At 37.7% G+C, this 22,543-nt stretch carries 17 protein-coding genes; 15 read left to right on the forward strand and 2 right to left on the reverse strand.

Features of this window, described 5'->3' with window-relative positions:
• The first annotated feature begins 3 nt into the window (after positions 1–3).
• The 15 genes from QZ136_RS00670 (at position 4) to QZ136_RS00740 (ending at position 21,594) form a co-directional block, all read left to right on the forward strand.
• Positions 4–1,743: a tetratricopeptide repeat protein gene (locus QZ136_RS00670; RefSeq protein ID WP_291399394.1), complete on the forward strand. Its 1,740-nt coding sequence runs from the start codon at positions 4–6 to the stop codon at positions 1,741–1,743.
• On the forward strand, positions 1,721–2,524 hold the full coding sequence (locus QZ136_RS00675; RefSeq protein WP_291399395.1) for a DUF4292 domain-containing protein: 804 nt from the start codon (positions 1,721–1,723) through the stop codon (positions 2,522–2,524). Before QZ136_RS00670 ends, QZ136_RS00675 begins: the two co-directional genes overlap by 23 nt.
• Before the next feature lie 14 nt (positions 2,525–2,538).
• Entirely contained in the window at positions 2,539–3,804 is a 1,266-nt protein-coding gene (locus QZ136_RS00680; RefSeq protein ID WP_291399396.1) for a peptidoglycan DD-metalloendopeptidase family protein, read from the forward strand.
• A gap of 69 nt (positions 3,805–3,873) precedes the next feature.
• Entirely contained in the window at positions 3,874–4,296 is a 423-nt protein-coding gene (locus QZ136_RS00685; protein ID WP_291399397.1) for a twin-arginine translocase TatA/TatE family subunit, read from the forward strand.
• A 10-nt stretch (positions 4,297–4,306) separates the two neighbouring features.
• Positions 4,307–4,501 carry a twin-arginine translocase TatA/TatE family subunit gene (gene tatA / locus QZ136_RS00690; RefSeq protein WP_291399398.1) on the forward strand — a complete coding sequence of 65 codons (195 nt, stop codon included), beginning with the start codon at positions 4,307–4,309 and terminating at the stop codon, positions 4,499–4,501.
• A 185-nt stretch (positions 4,502–4,686) separates the two neighbouring features.
• Positions 4,687–6,117, forward strand: a complete 1,431-nt coding sequence (gene gatA, locus QZ136_RS00695; RefSeq protein ID WP_291399399.1) for an Asp-tRNA(Asn)/Glu-tRNA(Gln) amidotransferase subunit GatA — start codon at positions 4,687–4,689, stop codon at positions 6,115–6,117.
• Positions 6,118–6,180: 63 nt separating this feature from the next.
• Positions 6,181–7,410, forward strand: coding sequence for a lytic transglycosylase domain-containing protein (locus QZ136_RS00700; RefSeq protein WP_291399400.1), 1,230 nt, complete (start codon positions 6,181–6,183; stop codon positions 7,408–7,410).
• A 91-nt stretch (positions 7,411–7,501) separates the two neighbouring features.
• Entirely contained in the window at positions 7,502–9,829 is a 2,328-nt protein-coding gene (locus tag QZ136_RS00705) for an NADP-dependent malic enzyme (protein WP_291399401.1), read from the forward strand.
• 44 nt (positions 9,830–9,873) lie between these two features.
• Positions 9,874–10,458 carry a Holliday junction branch migration protein RuvA gene (gene ruvA / locus QZ136_RS00710; RefSeq protein WP_291399402.1) on the forward strand — a complete coding sequence of 195 codons (585 nt, stop codon included), beginning with the start codon at positions 9,874–9,876 and terminating at the stop codon, positions 10,456–10,458.
• A gap of 74 nt (positions 10,459–10,532) precedes the next feature.
• Positions 10,533–17,534, forward strand: a complete 7,002-nt coding sequence (gene sprA / locus QZ136_RS00715; RefSeq protein ID WP_291399403.1) for a cell surface protein SprA — start codon at positions 10,533–10,535, stop codon at positions 17,532–17,534.
• 128 nt (positions 17,535–17,662) lie between these two features.
• Positions 17,663–18,043 (forward strand): glycine cleavage system protein GcvH, encoded by a 381-nt coding sequence (gcvH, locus tag QZ136_RS00720; protein ID WP_291399404.1) that lies wholly within the window; start codon positions 17,663–17,665, stop codon positions 18,041–18,043.
• Positions 18,043–18,438 carry a VanZ family protein gene (locus tag QZ136_RS00725; RefSeq protein ID WP_291399405.1) on the forward strand — a complete coding sequence of 132 codons (396 nt, stop codon included), beginning with the start codon at positions 18,043–18,045 and terminating at the stop codon, positions 18,436–18,438. Before gcvH ends, QZ136_RS00725 begins: the two co-directional genes overlap by 1 nt.
• Positions 18,439–18,647: 209 nt before the next feature.
• Positions 18,648–18,863, forward strand: a complete 216-nt coding sequence (locus QZ136_RS00730; protein ID WP_291399406.1) for a FeoA family protein — start codon at positions 18,648–18,650, stop codon at positions 18,861–18,863.
• Positions 18,864–18,869: 6 nt separating this feature from the next.
• On the forward strand, positions 18,870–20,984 hold the full coding sequence (gene feoB / locus QZ136_RS00735; RefSeq protein ID WP_291399407.1) for a ferrous iron transport protein B: 2,115 nt from the start codon (positions 18,870–18,872) through the stop codon (positions 20,982–20,984).
• Positions 20,985–20,988: 4 nt separating this feature from the next.
• Positions 20,989–21,594, forward strand: coding sequence for a SprT-like domain-containing protein (locus QZ136_RS00740; RefSeq protein ID WP_291399408.1), 606 nt, complete (start codon positions 20,989–20,991; stop codon positions 21,592–21,594).
• A 132-nt stretch (positions 21,595–21,726) separates the two neighbouring features.
• Here the strand turns inward: QZ136_RS00740 and QZ136_RS00745 are convergent, their stop codons facing one another.
• On the reverse strand, positions 21,727–22,083 hold the full coding sequence (locus QZ136_RS00745; protein WP_291399409.1) for a helix-turn-helix domain-containing protein: 357 nt from the start codon (positions 22,081–22,083) through the stop codon (positions 21,727–21,729).
• Positions 22,084–22,087: 4 nt separating this feature from the next.
• Positions 22,088–22,381 (reverse strand): type II toxin-antitoxin system HigB family toxin, encoded by a 294-nt coding sequence (locus tag QZ136_RS00750; protein ID WP_363244562.1) that lies wholly within the window; start codon positions 22,379–22,381, stop codon positions 22,088–22,090.
• Positions 22,382–22,543 lie beyond the last annotated feature (162 nt).

Consider the following 22,543-nt stretch of genomic DNA (forward strand, 5'->3'; position numbering starts at 1 on the left):
GACATGAAGAGCGCCGGATTACTTATTATCATTTCGATTTTTAGCTCATTATTTGCTTTTTCGCAAAAAAATGAGTATATTAAGGATAATGTTAATCCCACAGCAGAAAAAACACTAAGCTTTTCTGAAAATCAACAAGAAAAAGAATTGTTTTTTGCAGGCCTAGAAGAAAAAATCGCTTCTAATTATCCTAAAGCACTTATCCATTTCGAGAAGGCTTTAAAGTTAAATTCTAATAATCATGCCGTTTTATTTGAAATGGCTACTATTCATTTGGAAGCAAAAAGCTTAGATCAAGCCGAGTTCTACATTAAAAAAGCCCTTAGTCTAAAGTCTGATAACGAATGGTACTGGATTTTACTTGCCGATATTTATAAAAAGTCTAGTAAAATCTCCCAGCTGATTCCCGTTTTAGATGAAATTTTGAAGCTTTCATCCCAGCAGGAAAACCATCTTTATGATAAAGCAATGGCCTACCTAGCTCTAGATGAGATTGATAAAGCATTAGATGTTTACCGTGAGATAGAGAATAAATTTGGCTCTTCAGAGGATCTTAGTTCCATGAGGCTGGCTGTTTTAATGCAAAATAATAGGTATGGGGAAATCGAGAAAGAGATTAACAATCAGATACTTGCAAAACCTCAAGAGGTAAAAAATTATATCTATCTGAGCGAGGTGCTTGTTAAATCAGGTAATCGTAGCAGGGCCATTGATATCCTGCAAAAGGCAAAAACTCAATTTCCTGCAAGTGGTATGCTTCGATTGGCGCTTGCCGATCAATTTACTGCATTAAAACAGATGGAAAATGCATTTGTAGAGCTTAAAGTAGCTTTTGAAGATGCTAATTTAAATATTGATGAGAAGGTAAGGATTGTCCTTTCATTTTTTCCCATGTTTGCTGAGATGAAGGCTAGAGCTTATGCCAATGAGCTTGCCAAAATCACAGTAAAAGTTCATCCTAATGAAGCGAAAGCTTTTGCGCTTCAAGGTGATGTGCTTTTTCAGGAGCGTAAATTTGAGGAAGCTAAAATATCATATAAGAAAGCATTAGAAATTAATGATCAGGTATATCAAATTTGGGAACAATTATTGAGTATTGAGCTTAATCTTGGCCGTTTTAACGACTTAATTGCGGATGGGAATAAGGCTTTAACTATTTTCCCTAATCAAGCCAACCTATACCTTTACACCGGGATTGGCTATGCTCAACTTAGGAACCATGAAAAAGCAATTGTATTTTTAAAGGGGTCCTTAGAGCTCGAACCGAGTGATAAAGAAATAGTGGTGCAGATTTATGCGAGTTTGGGTGACTCATTTAATGCATTGAAAAAATATTCTGAATCAGATGATGCTTATAATCGCGCACTTGTGCTTGATCCCAATAATTCCTATGTATTAAATAATTATGCGTATTATTTATCGTTAAGAGGAGAGAAACTTGTGGAAGCAGAGAAAATGTCGAGGAAGTCATTGGAGCTTGATCCTAATAACCCCTCTTCAGAAGACACCTATGCTTGGATTTTATTCCGCTTAAAGAGATATTCGGAGGCAAAAAAATGGATTGAAAAATCAATTCAAGGAAAGCCTGAAAATAATGCTACCCAGCAAGAACATTATGGAGATATTTTATATTTCCTTGGGGATGAGATGAATGCGATTGAAAAATGGAAAAATGCGAAGGCTCAGGGTGGTGGATCAGAAAAATTGAATAAAAAGATAGATGAGAAAAAATACATTGACTAAACTAATTTGCGGAATTGCATTATTGGCATTTTTTGCATCCTGTAAGGCTAAAAAACAGCTTTTACCGGCTACTCTTATTCCTAAAGTGATGGCAGAAGAGCCTGAGTCTGATTTAGCAAAAATTGCTAAAATTAATGCGATAAAGCAGATGAACACTGTTTTTAACACCCTTTCGATTAAGGCAACAGCCAATCTAAACATTGATAATAAAAACAATGAGGTAAATATGAATATCCGAATCAGAAATAAGGAGGTGATTTGGGTATCTGTAACGGCCATTGCTGGATTAGAAGTTGCTCGTGCATACATCACTCCAGATAGTGTTAAAATTTTAAACCGTTTAGATAATATTTACATTCAGAAACCATTTAGCTATATTTATGACTTTACCAATGAGCGCATCAATTTTCAAACCTTGCAGTCCGTTTTGCTGGGAAATGCAATAGATGAGTTTATTAATGAGGATACAGCGGTAAATTTGGAAGGAGAAAATGCTTTTTTGAAAAGTGTTTTGACCTCCATGATTTATGATTTCAAGGTTGACTCGCAGAATAAAGTACTAGTAAATCAGCTGAATGATTCGGAGGCAGGGCAAGAGCTTTTAGTGAATTATTCTAATTTTATGGCTATTAATGAGCAATTGATACCTCATTCGGTAAGCATGAATTCAAAGGCAAAAAATAAGGCTATTAGTCTGGATTTAAATTATTCAAAGGTAGATATGGATACCAAATTTGAGTTACCTTTTAGGGTTCCAGAGCGCTTTTCGATAAAAAATTAAATACATTTGTTAGAATGAAGAGTTTAAAGTGCATTTTTTTCTTGTTTTTCTTCAGCCTAGCTTCCCAGGCTTTTGCTCAGAGTAGTTCTGATCTTAGAAGGCAAAAGGAGGCTTTAACGCGGGAGATAGAGTCACTTAATCGCAGTTTAAATCAAACAGCGAACAATAAAAATTTATCCCTAAAGGAGATTAGGGCATTGAATGCACAGATACGTTTGCGTGAGAAAAAAATCAATGTCATTAACTCGGAGGTTAAACTGTTAGACAATCAAATTTCCGATAATACCAATACTGTCAGGTCGCTACAATCTCAACTAAATAAGCTTAAAAAAGAATATGCGGCCATGGTTTTATTTGCCTTCCGCAACCAAAGTGCTTACAATAAGCTCATGTTTATTTTTGCTGCCGAAAATTTCAACCAGTCTTATAAACGCTTAAAATATTTGCAGCAGTTTAGCGAGTATCGTAAAAAGCAAGCACGTTATATTGAAGGAACGCAGAAAGACCTCAATGTAAAAATTGTAGAACTTGATCGTAATAAGCAGGAGAAGAATAATTTGCTGTCTGATCAGCAAAAGGAAAAAAAGACACTTGGTATTCAAAAAAATAGTAAGTCGAAGGTTTTAACTAGCTTAACCACTCAGGAGAAAAAGCTAAAGCAGGAGCTTACGCAAAAGCAGAAAGAATCGGCGAGATTGAATCGTGCCATTCAGAATGCGATTAATCGTGAAATTGAGGAGGCTCGAAGACGGGCTGAAGCAGAGGCTAAGGCTGAACTTGCTAAGGCTAAAGCAGAAAATAGAGCCGCTCCAGATGCAAGGCCAGTGGCAAGTGGGTCGAGTATTTTATCGGCCACCCCTGAATCTGCCAAATTATCGTCCGATTTCCTTGGCAGTCGTGGTAATTTACCTTGGCCTGTAAGCAATGGAATGGTTATTGAAGATTTTGGTAATCATACAATCGGCAGAAATGTGACTGTTGAAAACAATGGTGTAGATATTAAAACGGCTCCAGGATCACAGGTAAGGGCAGTATTTGCAGGTGAGGTTGCTGCCGTACAAAACATTTCTGGGTCTTATGCAGTTTTAATCCGACATGGTGAATATTTCACGGTTTATTCCAATTTAAAAAGTGTTACTGTATCAAGAGGACAGAAAGTTACGTTAAAGCAAAGCATTGGGGTAGTAATTACTGACCCTGTAGATGGAACAACTGAAGTACACTTTGAGGTTCGTAAAGGTGCCACTCCTCTGAACCCTTCAAGTTGGCTATCAAATTAATTTTAAAATTTAAGGTGTTTAAATTGCTTATATTTGTATATTGATTTTTGTAATATGTATAATTTGATAATGTTATTTTTGAATATGGGCGGGCCTGAGCTCGTACTGATATTCGTTGTAATTTTACTTTTATTTGGAGGGAAAAAGCTTCCTGAGCTTGCTCGTGGACTAGGAAAAGGATTGAGGGAGTTTAAGGATGCCTCGGATGGCATTAAGCGTGAAATTCATAATAATATCAATACCGTTACAGAGGCTGCAGAATTAGAAAAAGCAGCCGCTTCAAATCCTGTGAATAATTATCGGGATACGGAAAATTCTTATTCAGAATCACCAAATAGTTATGGTGTGCCTTCAGGTGGTGCGACTTATCCAGACATGGATGCGCCAACATCAGATAGTCATACTACAGAAAATAATTCAAGCGATGAAGCCGCTTCAGGCGAGGTTATGCCTGGCGAAAATGCTTCTGAAAACACAAAAAACGCACATTAAATAAATTATCATGTTAAATTCAATTTTATTGTTCATGGGACTTGGAGTTACGGAAGCAGTGCTTATCGTAGTGGTTGTCCTATTAATGTTTGGCGGTAAAAAAATTCCGGAACTTATGCGCGGATTAGGCAAGGGTATTAAGGAATTTAAAACGGCCTCAAATGGCGAAGGTGAAACACCTTCAAAAGATCAGGACGCTAAATAATTATATTTTGAATGATCTTTTTGTTTGTCATTTTTATGACGATCAGGAGGATCATTTTGTCATTTTGCCTTTTGGGAATCTTTAGAGACGATAGAGAGCCAAACCCTGGCTGGCATATAAATGGAATCTCATTTCAAAAATGAAGATCTTCATATTTTTAAATTTCTAATCACATCAACCAAGGCATGGAAGGTATTTCTTCTCTTTCCACTATTCAGTCGGCATTAGCAAAGCAGGATAAAAACTTTACTTTACCCATTTTGCTTGAGCATTACTTAAATCGTATTGCCAAAAATCAAGATTTAAACGCTTTTGTGGAGGTTTTTGCCGATGAAGCACGCAATCAAGCTCAAGTAGTTCAGTCGAAAATCAGCGCCGGTACCGCCGGTAAACTGGCAGGAATGATTATCGGCATTAAAGATAATATCTGCTTTCAAGGTCATCAAGTTTCTGCTAGTTCAAAGATTCTTGAAAATTATGTTTCTCCATTTTCTGCTACAGTAGTTGAGCGTATTCTGGCTGAGGATGCCATTATCATCGGGCGTCTCAACTGCGATGAATTTGCAATGGGGGCCTCAAATGAAAGTTCATATTATGGTCCCGTAAGGAATTTTGCAGATCAAAAAAGGGTCTCAGGTGGCTCATCAGGTGGCTCAGCAGTGGCTGTACAAGCTGGATTGTGCCTTGCAGCTTTGGGGACTGATACGGGTGGATCTGTCAGACAGCCGGCTTCTTTTTGTGGTGTTGTGGGACTAAAGCCTAGCTATGGCAGAGTTTCACGTCATGGAATTATTTCCTATGCCTCCTCATTCGATCAAGTTGGTCCTATAACAAATTGTGTGGAGGATGCAGCTCTTCTCTTAGAGATCATTGCCGGTCCCGATCAATACGATAGCACTGCCTCAAGTAAAACTGTCCCAGTTTATTCAAAAGAGCCTCAGTCAAATGAGAAGCAGAGAATTGCCTATTTATCGGAGGCTTTGAGCTCTGCGGGACTAGATCCGGAAGTAAAACAAGCTTTTGAAAGAAGTATTGCATTACTCAAGGATGCGGGGCATGCGGTTGAGCCTGTTTCTTTTGAGTACCTCGACTATGTAGTTCCTACTTATTATATTTTAACGATGGCAGAGGCATCCTCCAATTTAGCAAGATATGATGGGGTGCACTATGGATATCGGAGTGCACGTGCTCTCGACCTAGAATCGACTTATAAAAGCTCACGATCAGAAGGTTTTGGTGCAGAAGTTAAGCGCAGAATTGTTTTAGGAACTTTTGTGCTTAGTGCGGGTTATTATGATGCATATTATGCCAAGGCACAGAAAGTTAGGCGATTGATTCGTGATAAAACCGATGAGATTTTAAGAAATTATGATCTAATTATGCTTCCAACAGCACCTACACCGGCATTTACCATTGGTGAAAAAAGTGATGATCCTATAGTTAGTTACTTAGCTGATATTTTCACCGTTCAGGCATCCTTAGCTGGAATTCCGGCTATTTCATTGCCTGCAGGCAATAATAAAGAGGGTTTACCGTTAGGGATACAGTTTCTAGCTCCTCGCTTTGGCGAGAGTAATTTGTTAAACTTTTCAAAAATGTACTGCAAGCTTATATGATCTAATAATTGGGGGTGGAGAAGAATAATATTCTTTAATTATTAATTACCTTTAATCAAACCTATGCTTAAAACGGTATTTTCTCTCTTATTTTTATTTTCTCTCTCTTGTGGGATATTGACCGCATCCGAGAAAGATAGTCTTATAGTTTTCGATGCTAATCATTTAAATATCAATAAATTACAGCTAAATCAGGACTCAATTCCTAAAAGTGTTTTCATCGGAAATCCGATTGTGCCACTTTCTAATGGTATTTTTCAAACTAGGTTGGAGTCTATCCGGAAAGAGGTGGATCTATCTTATAATGAGCATGTTCAGAAATATATTGATACCTATCTCAAGAGAAAAGAACATATTGGTAAAATGCTGGGATTGTCGAAGTATTATTTCCCAATTTTTGAAAAGGCATTGAAAGAATTTGGACTTCCTGATGAGTTAAAGTATATCACGGTTGTTGAATCAGCCTTAAATCCCAATGCTGTATCTAGATCGGGTGCTGTGGGTCCTTGGCAGTTTATGTACACTACAGCCAAAGGCTATGGTTTAACAATGGATAGCTATACCGATGAGCGGAAAGACCCTCAAAAGGCAAGTCTCGCTGCTGCACAATATCTTTCGGATGCCCATAAACGTATTGGCGATTGGCTTCTGGCAATAGCTGCATTTAATTGCGGTACGGGTGCCGTTACGCGTGCTATCGCCAAATCTGGTGGCGTAGCAGATTTTTGGAAAGTCCGTCCTTTTTTGCCACTCCAAACTCAAAATTATGTGCCTGCTTTCATTGCTACAGTATATACTATGAGTTATCATCAGGCGCATGAAATTGCTGAAAAACCTGCCGATTTTAGTACTAGTACTGATATTTTTCCTGTGACTAAGCGAATTTCAATTAGCAGTATCGCTAAAGCTACTGAGCTGGATGTGAATGAATTATTAATGTTAAACCCTTCTTATAAAAAGCAAATTATTAATGGAAGCAATCTCCTGCCGATGCCCTTGGTGGTTCCATCTTTGGCCAGTGCGAGCTACTCGTCTCTTTATGAGCTGTTTAATGGGCAAGACGAGGACACAACTGCTAACTTAAGTATTAGCGCGAATCCTGAGAATAAATCTAAAATCGGACAAAAAAACAATGAAAATTCTTATTTTCAATACATTGTGAAGGCTGGAGATACACTTTCGGGTATTGCTGGTAAATTTAAGGGAACTACAGTTTCAGGCATCAAAGTACTTAATGGATTGAAAAGTACTGTATTGAAACCTGGAATGCGCCTCAAGATACCTAAAATCTAGTTTTATTAAGATTCATGTTAGATAGTCAATGTTTATAACATCAGTATAGAAAAGAATTGTAATTTTGCGCCACTGATCAATTTCCAATTTAATGAGCAAGACTAATCGTAAACAAGACGCACTAGATTATCATTCACAGGGCCGCCCTGGGAAAATCCAGGTTGTACCTACAAAGCCTACAAATTCACAACGTGATTTATCACTGGCCTATTCGCCAGGGGTAGCTGAGCCATGTTTGAGGATTGCCGAGAATAAGGAAGATGTTTATAAATATACCGCTAAAGGCAACCTTGTTGCTGTAATTAGCAATGGTACAGCCGTTTTAGGCTTGGGCGATATCGGTCCGGAGGCTGGAAAACCAGTGATGGAAGGTAAGGGATTGTTATTTAAGATATTCGCTGATATTGATGTATTTGACTTAGAATTAGATACACAAAACATCGATGAATTTGTGATGATTGTGAAGGCTTTGGAGCCTACTTTCGGTGGAATAAATCTGGAGGATATCAAAGCTCCTGAATGCTTTGAAATTGAGAGTCGCTTAAAGGAATGTATGTCTATTCCAGTAATGCATGATGATCAGCATGGTACAGCAATTATTTCTGCTGCTGCCTTGATTAATGCCTGTGAGCTTCAAAAGAAAAAACTTGAAAAAATTAAGATTGTTGTAAATGGGGCAGGTGCCGCAGCAATCTCATGTACCAGACTTTATGTAAGTCTTGGTTGTAAAAAAGAAAATATTGTAATGCTCGACCGTTCGGGCGTTATTCGTAATGATCGCGATAAGCTGGAAGGTACTAAAGCAGAATTTGCTACTAGCCGTAAGATTGATACCCTAGCTGATGCGATGAAGGATGCAGATGTATTCATTGGTTTATCATCACCGGATGTATTAACTGCCGAAATGCTTAAAACAATGGCTAAAAACCCTATTGTTTTTGCCATGGCAAACCCTGATCCTGAAATTGCCTATGACCTTGCTATAAAAACAAGAAAAGATATCATTATGGCCACTGGTCGCTCTGATTATCCAAATCAGGTGAATAATGTTCTTGGTTTCCCTTATATTTTTAGAGGTGCCTTGGATGTTCGTGCAACGGGTATCAATGAGGAAATGAAAAAAGCAGCAGTAATTGCGATAGCTGAGCTTGCTAAGAAGAATGTTCCTGAAGCAGTAAATCTTGCCTACAATTCAAAAAATCTGAAATTCGGTAAAGATTATATTATTCCTAAGCCTATTGATTTGCGACTTATTACTTCGGTATCTCCAGCTGTTGCAAAGGCGGCAATGGAGTCTGGTATAGCTCGCAAGCAAATTACAGATTGGGAGGCTTATAAAGAGGAGTTAAAAAGCAGACTTGGTTTAGATGATAAATTATTGCGTACAATTACCAATAAAGCTAAATCATCGCCAAAGCGTGTTGTATTTGCTGAAGCCGATAATTATAAAATATTAAAAGCTGCTCAAATTGTTCGTGATGAGGGTATTGCTATTCCTATTTTATTAGGAGATAAAGAAAAAATCTTCAATATAATGTCGGAGCATGATCTTGAGCTTGATGGCGTAACTATTATTAATCCACTTGATGATATCAATACTTGCGCTAAATATGCCGAATTTCTTTATGAGAAGCGCCAGAGACGAGGAATAACACTCTTTGAAGCTAAAAGGCTGATGAGAGATCGCAATTACTTTGGTGCTGCAATGGTGCAGTTTGGTGAGGCTGATGCTTTGATCTCTGGATTAACCAAGGATTATGGATCAACGATAAAACCCGCTCTTCAACTAATCGGTATTGAAGAAGGTGTAAATAGAGTAGCTGGGATGTACATGATGCTTACCAAGAGAGGCCCTGTATTTTTTGGCGATACCACGGTAAATGAGAATCCTACCGTTGATGAATTAGTTGATATTACAGCTTTGCTTGATCATTCTGTAAAGCGTTTTAATATTCAACCAAGAATTGCCATGCTTTCTTACTCGAATTTTGGCTCTAACGATGGAATAGTGCCACAAAAGGTGCGTCAAGCAGTAAAAATACTTCATGAACAGCGTAAAGATATCATCGTAGATGGTGAGATGCAGGCTAATTTTGCCATGAACCCTGACCTTTTAAAGGATAATTACCCTTTCAGTACTTTGGCTGGATCGCCTGCCAATGTGTTGGTTTTCCCGAATCTTGAATCAGGTAATATTGCCTATAAATTATTACAAGAATTGGGTGGAGCAGAAGCGGTTGGTCCGATTTTACTTGGCTTAAATAAACCAGTTCACATTTTGCAATTAGGCAGCTCGGTGCGTGAGATAGTAAATATGGTAACCATTGCTGTGGTTGATGCTCAAACAAAAGATGACCTGAAATTGCCAGTTGTTAAGCGAATGAAGGATGTGATAAAAAGAGCGCTAAAGTCAAAATAATCGATTTTTAGAAATTATTTTAATTTAAACTAAACTTTTTAAAGATGTATGCGTATATAGATGGTAAATTGGTATTTAAATGTCCTACCTACGTAGTTATTGATGCGGGAGGTGTGGGTTATCAAATTAATATATCATTGAATACCTATGGGTCTTTACAAGAAACAGAGCGTTGTAAATTATACACTTGGCTTCATGTTAAAGAAGATGGGCATACTTTGTATGGCTTTCATGATGAAGGTGAGCGCCGTTTGTTTTTACATCTTATTTCGGTATCCGGAATTGGACCGAATACCGGCAGAATGATTTTATCATCAATTACGCCGGCAGAGATACAAACTGCAATAGTGAAGGGTGATGTTCCTTTAATTCAAAGGATTAAAGGAATTGGGCCTAAATCTGCACAACGAATGATTTTGGAGTTGCAGGATAAGTTAAAGAAAGAGGGACCTGATTCATTAATCAGCATGCCAAGCCATAGTACCGCTAAGGAAGAGGCATTGTCGGCTTTAGTGATGTTAGGTTTTTCAAAGAGTGTTGCTGAAAAGGCTTTAGATTCGATTATTAAGTCGGGAGCTGAAGATTTATCGGTTGAAGTTTTAATAAAAACCGCTTTAAAGAGTTTATAATTATTTTACAGATTGTTCGAAAATTGAAGAGTGCAGCTACGTTTTATTTCAAGATTTTTTTAAGTGTCTTGATTATGCTTTATGCAGGGCAATCTTATGCTCAAACTGTTCCTGCAAAAAAAGATACGTCAAAGCTGGTATATCCTTTTCAAGACTCAAAGGGTATAGAATTAAAAAAGCAAGCGGGAATTTTCCTTCCCAAACCTTCTAATATCCAAAGAAGTGTTGAGTTTGATCCAATTTCTAAGCGATATATTATTCGTGAAAAAATTGGCGATCGACTTTATCGCGAGCCTCAATATTTAAGTATTGAAGAATATCAGAAGTATGAAAATCAGCTCATTAAACGTAATTATTGGCGTGAATTAGCCGATTTACCCCTTGCCGAAGCACGTGAGCCTGGCTTTATCCCTCCAGTAAAAATAAATAGTCGCTCGTTTGAACGAATTTTTGGTGGAAATATCATTGATATTCGTCCACAAGGTTCTGCCGATCTTACCTTCTCTGGACGACTAACCCGCAATGAAAATCCGATGTTCAACGAACGTCAGCGCCGTCAGGGTAATTTCGATTTCAATCAACGTATCCAAATGAATGTGGTTGGCCAGATTGGTGAAAGAATGAAAATTGCTACCAATTATAATACAGAGGCGCAATTTGATTTTGAAAATCAGGTAAAAATTGACTTTACGGGTAAAGAAGATGATATTATCAAAAAAATTGAGGCGGGGAATGTGAGTCTCCCACTTAGTTCTTCACTAATTACGGGTAGTCAGGCGCTATTCGGACTAAAAACGCAGCTTCAGTTTGGTCGTTTAAATGTCACTAGTATTTTCTCTCAGCAAAAGTCGCAGCAACGTGAAATAACCATTACAAATGGTTCTCAGCAGAATGAATTTGCTATTTCTGCGGATAATTATGAAACTAATAAACACTATTTCTTAGCTCAATATTTCAGAGATAATTACAATAAATCGCTTCAAAATATTCCTATTAATAGTTCGCCTGTAAATATTACTAAAATTGAAGTTTGGGTAACCAATCGTGCCAATACTACCTCAAATTCTAGAGACGTTTTGGCATTTCTTGATCTCGGTGAAAACAAAGTTTACAATACTACTCAAGTGCAAGGTGGATCCGGCTATTCTGTTTTGCCTGCGGGCTTTGCGGGACCAGGCTTTGCACAACAATCGAACAATCTATTGCAGGTGCTGCCTCCCGGATTAAGGCAAACAAATTCAAACGATGCAAACTCCTTTTTTCAATCCGCTCGTGGTGGAACAGACAACTTCGCCAAGCTTACTTTTGCTCGTAGTTTAACTGAAAGAGAATATATTTTAAACCCTCGTTTAGGATATATTTCCCTCAATACAGCCCTTAATGCCGACGAAGTACTCGCCGTAGCATTCCGCTATACCATCAATGGTCAGGAATATCAAGTCGGTGAGTTTTCTACCGATATTTCTGTGAACAATTCCACTCCGGAAGTGCTCTACGTGAAATTATTGAAAAATGAAACCCTCAAAACGAGTCTGCCAACCTGGGATTTGATGATGAAAAACATCTATACTCTTGGCGCTTATCAGGTTAGTCGTAACGACTTTAAACTAAATATTTTCCGTCTTGATGAGGAAACGGGTATTGAAAAACCTCAAATTACGGAGGGTCAAAATACAAACAATAAACTATGGATTCAAATGACCAATCTGGATAATTTGAATCAGCAAAACGACCGAAAGCCAGATGGTTATTTCGACTTTTTGGAAGGCATAACCATTGATCCGCTAAACGGGCGCATTACTTTTCCTTTGGTGGAGCCTTTTGGTTCTGATCTCGCCAAGCGATTTAATCCAGTGTCTGAAGCTGCGCTCATCGAAAAATATGTGTACCAACCGCTCTATGATTCTACAAAGGTTATTGCACAGCAGCTATTTGCTAAGTTAAATAGGTATCAAATTCGTGGGACATATCAGTCACAAGGAGGCTCCGAATTTCAGCTGAATGCAATCAATGTGCCACCAGGTTCGGTGCAGGTTATTGCGGGTACTTTACCTTTGCAAGAAGGAGTTGATTTCACCGTTGACTATAATATTGGCTTGGTAAGGATCTTAAATCAGGCATTATTGAACTCTGGGCAGCAGATTAGAATCAAAATGGAGAATAATGAGCTTTTTGGGATGCAACAGCGCTCGCTCACCGGCTCCAGGTTTGATTACAAGGTTAGTGATAAGCTTAATTTGGGAGGTACAATCATGAACCTTACTGAAAAGCCACTCACACAAAAGGTAAATTATGGCGAAGAGGCTATTTCAAATACTATTTGGGGCTTTGACGTAAATTATAGCTCTCCTTCAAGATGGCTGACCCGCATGGTTGATAAAATACCATTTATCAATACGAAGGAGCCTTCAAGTATTACCTTTTCGGGCGAATATGCACAGTTTATTCCGGGACATCCAAAGGCATTAAATTTTGCAGGAAGTAGAAATGGTGCCAGTTATTTGGATGATTTTGAGGCTAGTAGATCATTAATTGATATAAAAAGTGCTATTCCTTGGCAAATTTCTGGTACACCTAAGCTTTTTCCTGAATCTAACCTGAATAATGACCTTGCCTACGGCTATAATCGGGCGCGATTAGCTTTTTACAATATAGACCCTATATTTTTTGTTACTGGTAATACGCTTACCCCCGAGAATATTAAAAGAGATAAAGACGAAATGTCTAATCATTATGTAAGGCAAGTATTTGAACGTGAGGTATTTCCTTTCAAAGAGTCGAATACTGGTCAAGCGATTATCCTGCCCACTTTCGACCTCGCTTATTATCCAAACGTTCGTGGACCTTATAACTTTACAACTACTGGTTTAACACCAAATGGTAATCTTCTAAACCCAAGAAGTAGATGGGGAGGCATATTTAGAAAGCTTGATACCAACGACTTTGAAGCTCTAAACATCGAATTTATTGAGGTGTGGATGCTAGATCCATTTATTTATAATAAAAACAGTCAGGGTGGCGATTTATATTTCAACCTAGGAAATATCAGCGAAGACATTCTGAAGGATGGACGTAAAGCGCTAGAAAATGGTCTTGCGCCAGATGGTAATCCCGCTAAAACTGATCAAACAGTTTGGGGTAGAGTCCCAAAGCTTCAACCAGTGATTCAGGCTTTTGATAATAACCCTACAGCCAGACAGTTTCAAGATGTAGGTATTGATGGATTAAGCTCAACAGACGAACGCCAGCAGTTTGGCACTTTCATAAACCAAGCTAAAGGTATTTTAAGTCCGCAGGCTGCAAGTGAATTGGAAGCAGATCCTGCATCCGATGATTTTCAATATTATCGTGGATCTAACCTCGACCAGGCAAATGCCGGCATTTTACAAAGATACTTAAAGTATAATAATACCGAGGGGAACTCCAAAACACCGCAACAATCCTTAGAGCAAACAGGAATAGAAACTACAGCGGCAACTCCTTTCCCTGATGGGGAGGATATTAACCGTGATAATAATTCAACGCAGGCTGACGAGTATTTTCAATATAAACTATCCATTCGCCCGAAAGATTTACAAACTGTTGGGAATAATTATATTTCAGATATTCTTACAACTACAGTGAAACTTGCTAATGGTAAGCAGGAATCAGTACGTTGGATTCAATTTAAAATTCCTATTACTGAATACATTCAAAAAGTAGGAAATATCGAAGATTTTAAATCCATTCGTTTCATCAGAATGTTTACCACAGATTTTGCGGATACCACCATCATGCGCCTAGCAAAATTACAATTGGTGCGTGGTGAATGGCGTAGATACAATGCCGAAAATAGTCCCGCAAAAGTTATTGTTGATCCTTTATTAAATAATCCAGGTATCGACAATTCTACCATCGATGTAAGCACAGTTAATATCGAAGAAAATGGTAAACGTTCGCCAATTCCTTATGTGCTCCCTCCAGGAATTACAAGAGAGATTGATTTTACCAATTTTAGAGGTGAATCACGCCAAAATGAGCAGTCGCTAGCCCTAAATGTTAAAAATTTAAGAGATGGATATGGGCGTGCTACCTTTAGAACTACCTCCAACGACTTCCGTTCTTATAAACGTATGGAAATGTTTATTCATGCCGAGGGTAATCAGTTGAAAGACAATGATTTACGTGCATTTTTAAGGATAGGGTCAGATAATCAAGATAATTATTATGATTTTGATATTCCCTTAAAGGTGACAAATCCTGGTACAAACGACCCTGGACTAATTTGGCCGGAACAAAATAAGATGAATGTGGAGCTAAAGCTGTTTTTAGAAGCTAAGGCTGCTCGAAATCTTGCCAAACTTAACGGACAGCCATGGCCTATAAATGTTCCATTTACCTTTCAGGATGGGGTAAATGTGGTTACTGTGAAAGGTCAGCCTGATCTCAGTAGAGTTCGTGTTTATATGCTTGGGGTTCGAAATCCTTTGAGGAATGAGGCTAATCCGGGACTAGATGATGGGCTAGACAAATCGGCACAAATTTGGTTTAATGAGTTGAGGCTTACTGATTTTGATGAAGGTGGCGGCTGGGGAGCTACCGCACGTATGAATGCAAAGCTTGCCGATTTTGCTGATATCACCATTTCTGGAAGTAAAAGCACCTTTGGCTTTGGCTCTATCGATCGTAGAGTGAGTGAGCGTAATCGTGAAGATAATGTGCTTTTTGATGTTTCTGGAAATGTGGAATTAGGTAAATTCTTCCCAGAGAAAACAGGACTTAAAGTCCCAATGTTTGTGAATTTCTCTACTCAGATAGGTTCACCACAATATGATCCTCGCAATAGAGATACCGAGTTTAAAACTACTCTTGAAAATGCTACTAAGCAGGAAAAAGATTCTATTCGTTATATTACCGAAGATTTTACATCGCGCAAGGGTATCAATTTTACCAATGTTCGTAAAATAAAAACAAATCCAGAGAGTAAATCTTACCCTTGGGATATCGAAAATCTAAGCGTAACTTATGCCTTTAATGAGTTTAGTCACCGCGATTTTATCAATGAAAATAATATTCAGAAAACCTATCGCGCCGGACTCCAATATAGTTATTCTAGTCAGGCGAAGCCAATCACTCCATTTGAAAAATTAATTAAATCGAAGAGTCTCGGACTTATAAAGGATTTAAATTTTAATCTTTTACCATCTATTTTAAACTTTAGTATTGACGTGAACCGATTGTATTCTGAAAATACACTTCGAAATAACGATCCTAATAATTTCTTGCCAATCAATACCAATTTTAATAAGAATTTCCAGATGTCGCGTATTTATGGCATTAGCTGGAATCTTACTAGATCCATGCAAATCGATTTTAATGCAACAAATTATTCGGTTATTGATGAGCCAGAGGGTCGTATCAATGGATTGAAGCGCGATACACTTTGGGAGAATTTAAAGAAATTGGGCCGGACTACAGATTATGGTCATACGCTAAACCTGACTTATAATGTTCCAATTAATAAGGTGCCTGGACTAGATTGGGTTACGGTTGCAACACGTTATGGAGCAGGCTTTAATTGGCAAACTGAGCCTTTGCTTACACTAAATGATCCAAGTATCGATATCGGAAATAACATCCAAAATTCACGTACTATCCAAATTAATCCAACCTTGAGTTTGATAGCTCTCTATAATAAATTCGGATTTATAAGGAGCATGAACGGACCCGATAAAAAATCGAAAGCCGCATTTTTAGTTAATTTATTAACAAGCTTAAAAAATGTGAGTGGGGCCTATACAAGGTCGCAGGGCACATTCTTGCCCGGATATTTACCTAAAACGAACTTCTTTGGGCAGGATTTTAATACTGGAGCTCCGGGCTACGACTTCCTGATAGGTGGTCAGGGTGATATTCGAAACCGAGCATTACAAGGTGGATGGATTACCAGAGATTCACTTCAGAACCAATTGTATATTAATACCTCTAAGGAGGATATGAACTTTAGAGGCTTGGTTGAACCGATTAGTGATTTACGAATCGAATTGACGGCAATTAAGAGTCAGAGTTTTAACTATTCCACCAATTTCAAATTCTTACCATCTAGCAATAGCTTCGAGAATTTAAGTCCCGTAACCACCGGCGACTTTACCATGTCCTATTTCACCTTGTTCACAGCCTTTAGTAAAGAGAATAAATTAACAAATACTTCGGCTTTATTTAGGCAGTTTCAAGAAAATAGAATGATTATTTCAAAGAGACTTGGAGCACAAAATCCAAATTCTGCCGGATCAACTGGTGGATTTGCGGATGGCTATAATAAAAGCTCTCAAGATGTCTTAGTATCTTCATTTTTAGCGGCATACACCGGTAAGGATGCTAATAAAGTGTCTTTAAGTCGTTTCCCTAAAATTCCAATTCCTAACTGGCGTTTGAGTTATAATGGTTTAAGTAAATTGCCAGTATTGAGTGATATTTTTACTTCTATCGATATTAACCATGCTTATCGTTCAACTTATACGGTTAATGGTTTTAACTCTTTAGTACGTTATCAAGAAGCTAATGGGGGTGTTAATGTGAGAGATGCTAATGGTAACTTCTTACCTTATTATCAATTCTCCCAAATTACCTTATTTGAGCAGTTTTTACCCTTGCTAGGGGTAGATGTGCGTCTTAAAAATAATATGACTCTGAATTTCGAATATCGTAAATCAAGAGCTTTAAGTTTTAGCTTATCAAACGGACAACTAGCGCAACAGAATGAGAACGGCGCTGTTTTTGGTATGGGCTATCGTACCAACGAATTCCGCTTTCCTTTCGGTTTGTTTAAATCGTTAAAGCTTGATAACGACATGAATTTCAAACTTGATTTTGCCTTGAATGATCGTAAGATGCTTATTTATCGTGCTGATATCGACGAAGCAGAGGTTTCATCAGGTGCTAAGAATATCACAGTTAGGCCATCAGTGGATTATGTTCTAAATCAGCGTTTTACCATGCGCGTATTTTATGATGGGAATATTACTAAGCCTTATACTTCTCAAACATTTAATACATCATTCAGTAATTTTGGGGTTAATTTAAGGTTTAACTTATAAGAATAAGCTCAGATCATTAGATTTGTGAAAAGAAGATACAATTTCTATAAATCAGCCCCAACTATTCTATAATTAATTGGAAGTCTGACCAAATAAAGTATTTTTGTAAAAATTAAAAAGACAATAAAATGGAATTTCCTGCTGAATTAAAATACACTAAAGATCACGAATGGATTCGCGTTGAAGGCAATCAAGCCTTTGTTGGTATTACTGAATTTGCTCAACATGAATTGGGTGATATCGTTTATGTAGATATCAATACCTTAGGCAAAGAGGTAAATAGCGAAGATGTTTTTGGTACTGTTGAAGCCGTAAAAACAGTTTCAGATCTATTTATGCCTTTGAGCGGGAAGATTCTTGAAATCAATAAAAAATTAGATGCCAATCCGGAGCTAGTTAATAGCGACCCTTATGGTGATGGATGGATGGTTAAAATTGAAATTTCTGATGCAGCTCAGGTTGCTGGTTTACTAAGTTCTGCCGACTATCAATCACTTATCGGAGTTTAATGCTAAAAACATTAAGATACCAGTATTTGTCCATTTTATGGGCCATTTTTGTAGTTATTATTTGTGAAATCCCTTCTTCAGATATTTCTCCAGATAGTATTACATTTTTTGAAGGCTTCGATAAATTGGCACATACTGGTTTCTTTTTTGTGTTAACTGTACTCTTGTTCCACGGTAAAATAAAAGAGCAAGGAAGCTATAATTATCGTATAATCACCATTCTTAAAATATTGCTAATTACCCTATTTTTAGGGGTATTGATTGAGGCTTTGCAACATTTTGTATTTACCTACCGCTCTGCCGAATGGTGGGATCTGTTTGCAGATCTGACCGGCGTAGGAATGGGTATCTTCAGCTATATCTTTTTGCATAGAAATCACCTCAATGAGAAATAAATACCTCTTTATTTTCTTAATATGCTTGATCAGTTTAAGCTCTTGCGGTATTTTTAAAAAATCTTGTGATTGTCCTCGATTTATAAAATCACAATACCCTAATAATCAACCGATTAAAAGATAATTCACATCCATTTGTCAAATTCATATTTTCTTATTTGGAATTAATTCAAATAAGCTTTATTTTTGTTTAAGATTTAGACAGGGATATGAAGCTTTCACAATTTTTACCAGGGCAAACAGGTATTATCAAAGAATTTACGGATTTAGAAATGTCTGTGAAATTAATGGAAATGGGTTGTTTACCAGGCGAATCCATTGTAGTTGAGCGCTTAGCACCACTTGGTGATCCTATGGCAATTACCGTGTCTGGATATCAATTGAGTCTCCGTAAGCAGGAAGCTTCTACCATCATTATGCAATAATCCTCTGTGGAGCGCGATTTAAAAGTTGCATTAGTTGGTAATCCCAACTCCGGAAAATCTACCCTATTTAATGTCCTTACCGGATTAAACCAAAAGATTGGTAATTTCCCAGGTGTTACCGTCGAGAAGAAGATTGGTTTTTTTAAAATTCCTGAAAATCGTAACGTACAAATAACAGATCTTCCAGGCACCTATAGCATTTATCCCAAGAGTAGGGATGAAAGCATTGTGATGGATGCACTTGCGGATAAAAACAATCCAGACTATCCAGAACTGATTATTTTTGTTGCCGATGCATCGAATCTAAAGAGAAATCTGCTGCTATTTTCACAGGTTGCTGATCTACAAATTCCCATCATTATTGCTTTAAATATGATGGATTTGGCCAAGCAATCGGGAATTGAAATTTCTGTTGATGAGCTTGCACAAAAGCTTGGTGTTCAGGTTATTCCAATTTCTGCACGTAAGCAGGAGGGTATCGACCGATTAAAAGAAGCTATTCAAAATGCCAGCGCTATTCCGCTGCAATTGCCATCCATCGAGGTTGAAGCATTAGCGCCAGAAATTATCCAAAAAATTCAATTGGATTTAAATATTGAGCATCCTTATGTGGCGCTACAGATTGCTCATCAATACGAAAGCATGCCTTTCTTGTCTGCTGAGCAGAAAAAGCATGTTCAGGAGCTAAATTCTGCGCATGATTTCCACTCCCAAAAATTACAAGCCGCCGAAACCATTGCTCGATATAATTTTATTAACGATGTGCTTTTCGATACGGTTAAAATACATTCAGACCCGAAAAGTGAAACATATAGCAATAAAATCGATAAAATATTAACTCATAAGATATTTGGCTTTGCGATATTTTTCGCCATTTTATTCCTGATTTTCCAATCTATTTTTGCGTGGTCGGAATATCCCATGACTCTCATTGAGGATCTTTTCATGTGGCTTACAGATCAGGCGACACAAATTTTACCTCCCGGACTTTTCGCTGATTTGCTCATTGATGGTGTTCTTGCGGGATTGAGTGGTGTGATTATTTTCATCCCACAGATAGCCATTTTATTTGCTTTTATCTCCATTTTGGAAGATACGGGCTATATGTCGCGCGTAACCTTCATGATGGATAAAATCATGCGTAAGGTAGGATTGAGTGGCAAATCAATTGTTCCTTTAATTGGTGGTTTTGCTTGTGCCGTGCCATCTATTATGAGTGCCCGCAATATTGAGAGCTGGAAAGATCGGATGATCACCATCATGGTAACGCCTCTCATTGCCTGCTCTGCGCGTTTGCCGGTTTATACCTTATTAATTTCTTTGGTGGTTCCTGATGAAAAGGTCTGGGGACTCATAAACATGCAAGGAATAGCCCTTATGTTTTTATATGTACTCAGTATTTTGGGCGCTATTTTGGTGGCTTGGGTGATGAAACAAATCATCAAATCGAAAGAGAGAGGTTATTTCATTATGGAGCTTCCGGTGTACAGAATGCCACGCTGGAATAATGTGCTTTTGACGATGTACCGTAGTGTGAAAGCCTTTGTTTTTGAAGCTGGAAAAGTGATTATTGCGGTCTCCATTATTCTTTGGGTACTTTCATCTTTTGGTCCTGGAGATCGTTTTGAAAAGATTGAAGCCAAATATAATTCTGAATCTTTGATACAGCAACATCCTCAAGATGAGCTTGGTAGGTTACAAGCATCAGAAAAACTAGAAAATTCTTATGCTGGAATTTTAGGAAAATCGATAGAGCCAGTCATCAAGCCTTTAGGATTTGATTGGAAGATTGGTATTGCCCTAATTACCTCTTTTGCTGCGCGTGAGGTGTTTGTAGGTACCATGGCGACCATTTACAGTGTGGATGCGGATGATTCGCAAGTGGAATCGGTAAGAGAGAAAATGCAGTCGGCAAGAAATACGGAAACTGGTCTGCCAGTCTTTACTACCGCCGTAGCATTTTCATTGATGATGTTTTATGCGTTCGCGATGCAATGTATCAGTACCATTGCGGTGGTATATCGTGAGACAAAGAGTTGGAAGTGGCCTGCAATTCAATTTGCTTACATGACTGTACTAGCTTATCTTGCAAGCTTTATTGTGTACAATCTGCTAAAGTAAAATCTTGGATAAAATTAGTGTTCTTATTAATTACATGCCTTCGGATGCAGCACCTGTGATTGCCCGATGGATAGATTATTTTAAGTGTGAATTCAAGATTTCAAGAAATAGGAGCACCAAATTTGGCGATTACCGCCATCCTTTCAAAGATGCGGGGCATCGTATTTCCGTAAATTATAATCTCAATCCTTACGCATTCTTAATCACTACGGTGCATGAATTTGCGCACCTCTTAACCTGGAATGAGCATAAAAGAAAGGCTAAGCCCCACGGACAAGAGTGGAAAGATAATTTCAAAAAAATGATGCGTCCTTTTTTTGAGCAATCAATTTTTCCACCCGATGTGAAGCAAGCTATTGTAAAATACCTCGAAAATCCGGCAGCCTCCAGCTGCACCGACCTCAACTTATTTAGAATTCTGAAAGCTTATGACCGCAAGGCTGAAGGAGTATTCTGCGTGGAGAATATTGAGATGAAGGCACTATTTTCGATCAAAGGCGGCAGAATCTTTAGAAAAGAATGTCTGGTTCGCAAACGCTACAGATGTGTTGAAATTAATACTGGAGCGGTTTATTTGTTTCCTCCGCTGGCGGAGGTGAGTAGGGTGTGAGGTGAGTTGTCAGTTGGGAGTTGTCAGTTATCAGGCTTGCGACCTCTGAAATACTCATGTGTGTTTTTTTGTCCTTAATCTTTGCTCTTTATTCCTTGTTCTGAATCAGTTATCAGTTGACTAGCTGAATTTTTAATATTCCTTTATTAGTACTTCTGTTGGAATTCCTAATGTGTCATGAAGCTTTCTAATCATGTCAATAGTGAGTTTTCTTTTTTTATTTAAAATTTCGCTTACTCTGCTTTTTAAGCCGATGGCTTGAGCCAAATCTTTTTGTTTGTAACCAAGTTGCTCCATTCTGAATTTGATTGCTTCGATGGGGTCTGGTAAGTCAATCGGACTTATTTCATTTTCATATTTTTCAATCAATAGGGATAATAATTCAAGTTCATCGGCAGTTTTTGAATCCTTTTTGCTATCAAATATTTCTTCAAGTCGGTTTAGAGCTGCTTGATATTCATTCTCTGTTTTAATTACTTTCGTTATCATGGTTTCAGATTGTTGATGCGTTTATTTTATCATATTCTGCGTGAGTTCCAATGAATCGTATCCAAACTATTCCAAAATCATAGTTAATTTTCACAATCAAGCGATATTTGTTCCCTTTAATATTAAAAACTACCCTATTGTCTTGAAGAAAACTAGCGGAGGGATAATCATTTTTTATATCCTGAGGTGAATTCCAAAAGGCTTCTATGGCTTCCTTATGCCAAGACTTCAATTGTTCTTCACAATCGCTGTGTTTGATCCAAAACTCTCTTAGAGTCTTTTTTGCAATAACTCTCACCATGCAAAGATAATAAAAGTTCCCGAATTGGGAATATTTTATAAACTATTCAATTAATTTTAAGGATGATTGTGTATTTTTTTCTTCTATTGTTTGTTTAAATAACTTGCATTTACCTCCCCAATTTTCTCTGAAATGGAAATATGAGTTTTAAAATTTTCG

The organism is Daejeonella sp. (genome assembly GCF_017495225.1).
GTDB lineage: Bacteria > Bacteroidota > Bacteroidia > Sphingobacteriales > Sphingobacteriaceae > Daejeonella.

What these genes read in the sequence shown, in the direction of transcription:
- QZ136_RS00670 (WP_291399394.1), top strand. Translation starts at nt 4, where the DNA reads ATGAAGAGCGCCGGATTACTTATTATCATTTCGATTTTTAGCTCATTA.
- QZ136_RS00675 (WP_291399395.1), top strand. Translation starts at nt 1,721, where the DNA reads ATGAGAAAAAATACATTGACTAAACTAATTTGCGGAATTGCATTATTG.
- QZ136_RS00680 (WP_291399396.1), top strand. Translation starts at nt 2,539, where the DNA reads ATGAAGAGTTTAAAGTGCATTTTTTTCTTGTTTTTCTTCAGCCTAGCT.
- QZ136_RS00685 (WP_291399397.1), top strand. Translation starts at nt 3,874, where the DNA reads ATGTTATTTTTGAATATGGGCGGGCCTGAGCTCGTACTGATATTCGTT.
- tatA (WP_291399398.1), top strand. Translation starts at nt 4,307, where the DNA reads ATGTTAAATTCAATTTTATTGTTCATGGGACTTGGAGTTACGGAAGCA.
- gatA (WP_291399399.1), top strand. Translation starts at nt 4,687, where the DNA reads ATGGAAGGTATTTCTTCTCTTTCCACTATTCAGTCGGCATTAGCAAAG.
- QZ136_RS00700 (WP_291399400.1), top strand. Translation starts at nt 6,181, where the DNA reads ATGCTTAAAACGGTATTTTCTCTCTTATTTTTATTTTCTCTCTCTTGT.
- QZ136_RS00705 (WP_291399401.1), top strand. Translation starts at nt 7,502, where the DNA reads ATGAGCAAGACTAATCGTAAACAAGACGCACTAGATTATCATTCACAG.
- ruvA (WP_291399402.1), top strand. Translation starts at nt 9,874, where the DNA reads ATGTATGCGTATATAGATGGTAAATTGGTATTTAAATGTCCTACCTAC.
- sprA (WP_291399403.1), top strand. Translation starts at nt 10,533, where the DNA reads ATGCTTTATGCAGGGCAATCTTATGCTCAAACTGTTCCTGCAAAAAAA.
- gcvH (WP_291399404.1), top strand. Translation starts at nt 17,663, where the DNA reads ATGGAATTTCCTGCTGAATTAAAATACACTAAAGATCACGAATGGATT.
- QZ136_RS00725 (WP_291399405.1), top strand. Translation starts at nt 18,043, where the DNA reads ATGCTAAAAACATTAAGATACCAGTATTTGTCCATTTTATGGGCCATT.
- QZ136_RS00730 (WP_291399406.1), top strand. Translation starts at nt 18,648, where the DNA reads ATGAAGCTTTCACAATTTTTACCAGGGCAAACAGGTATTATCAAAGAA.
- QZ136_RS00745 (WP_291399409.1), bottom strand. Translation starts at nt 22,083, where the DNA reads ATGATAACGAAAGTAATTAAAACAGAGAATGAATATCAAGCAGCTCTA.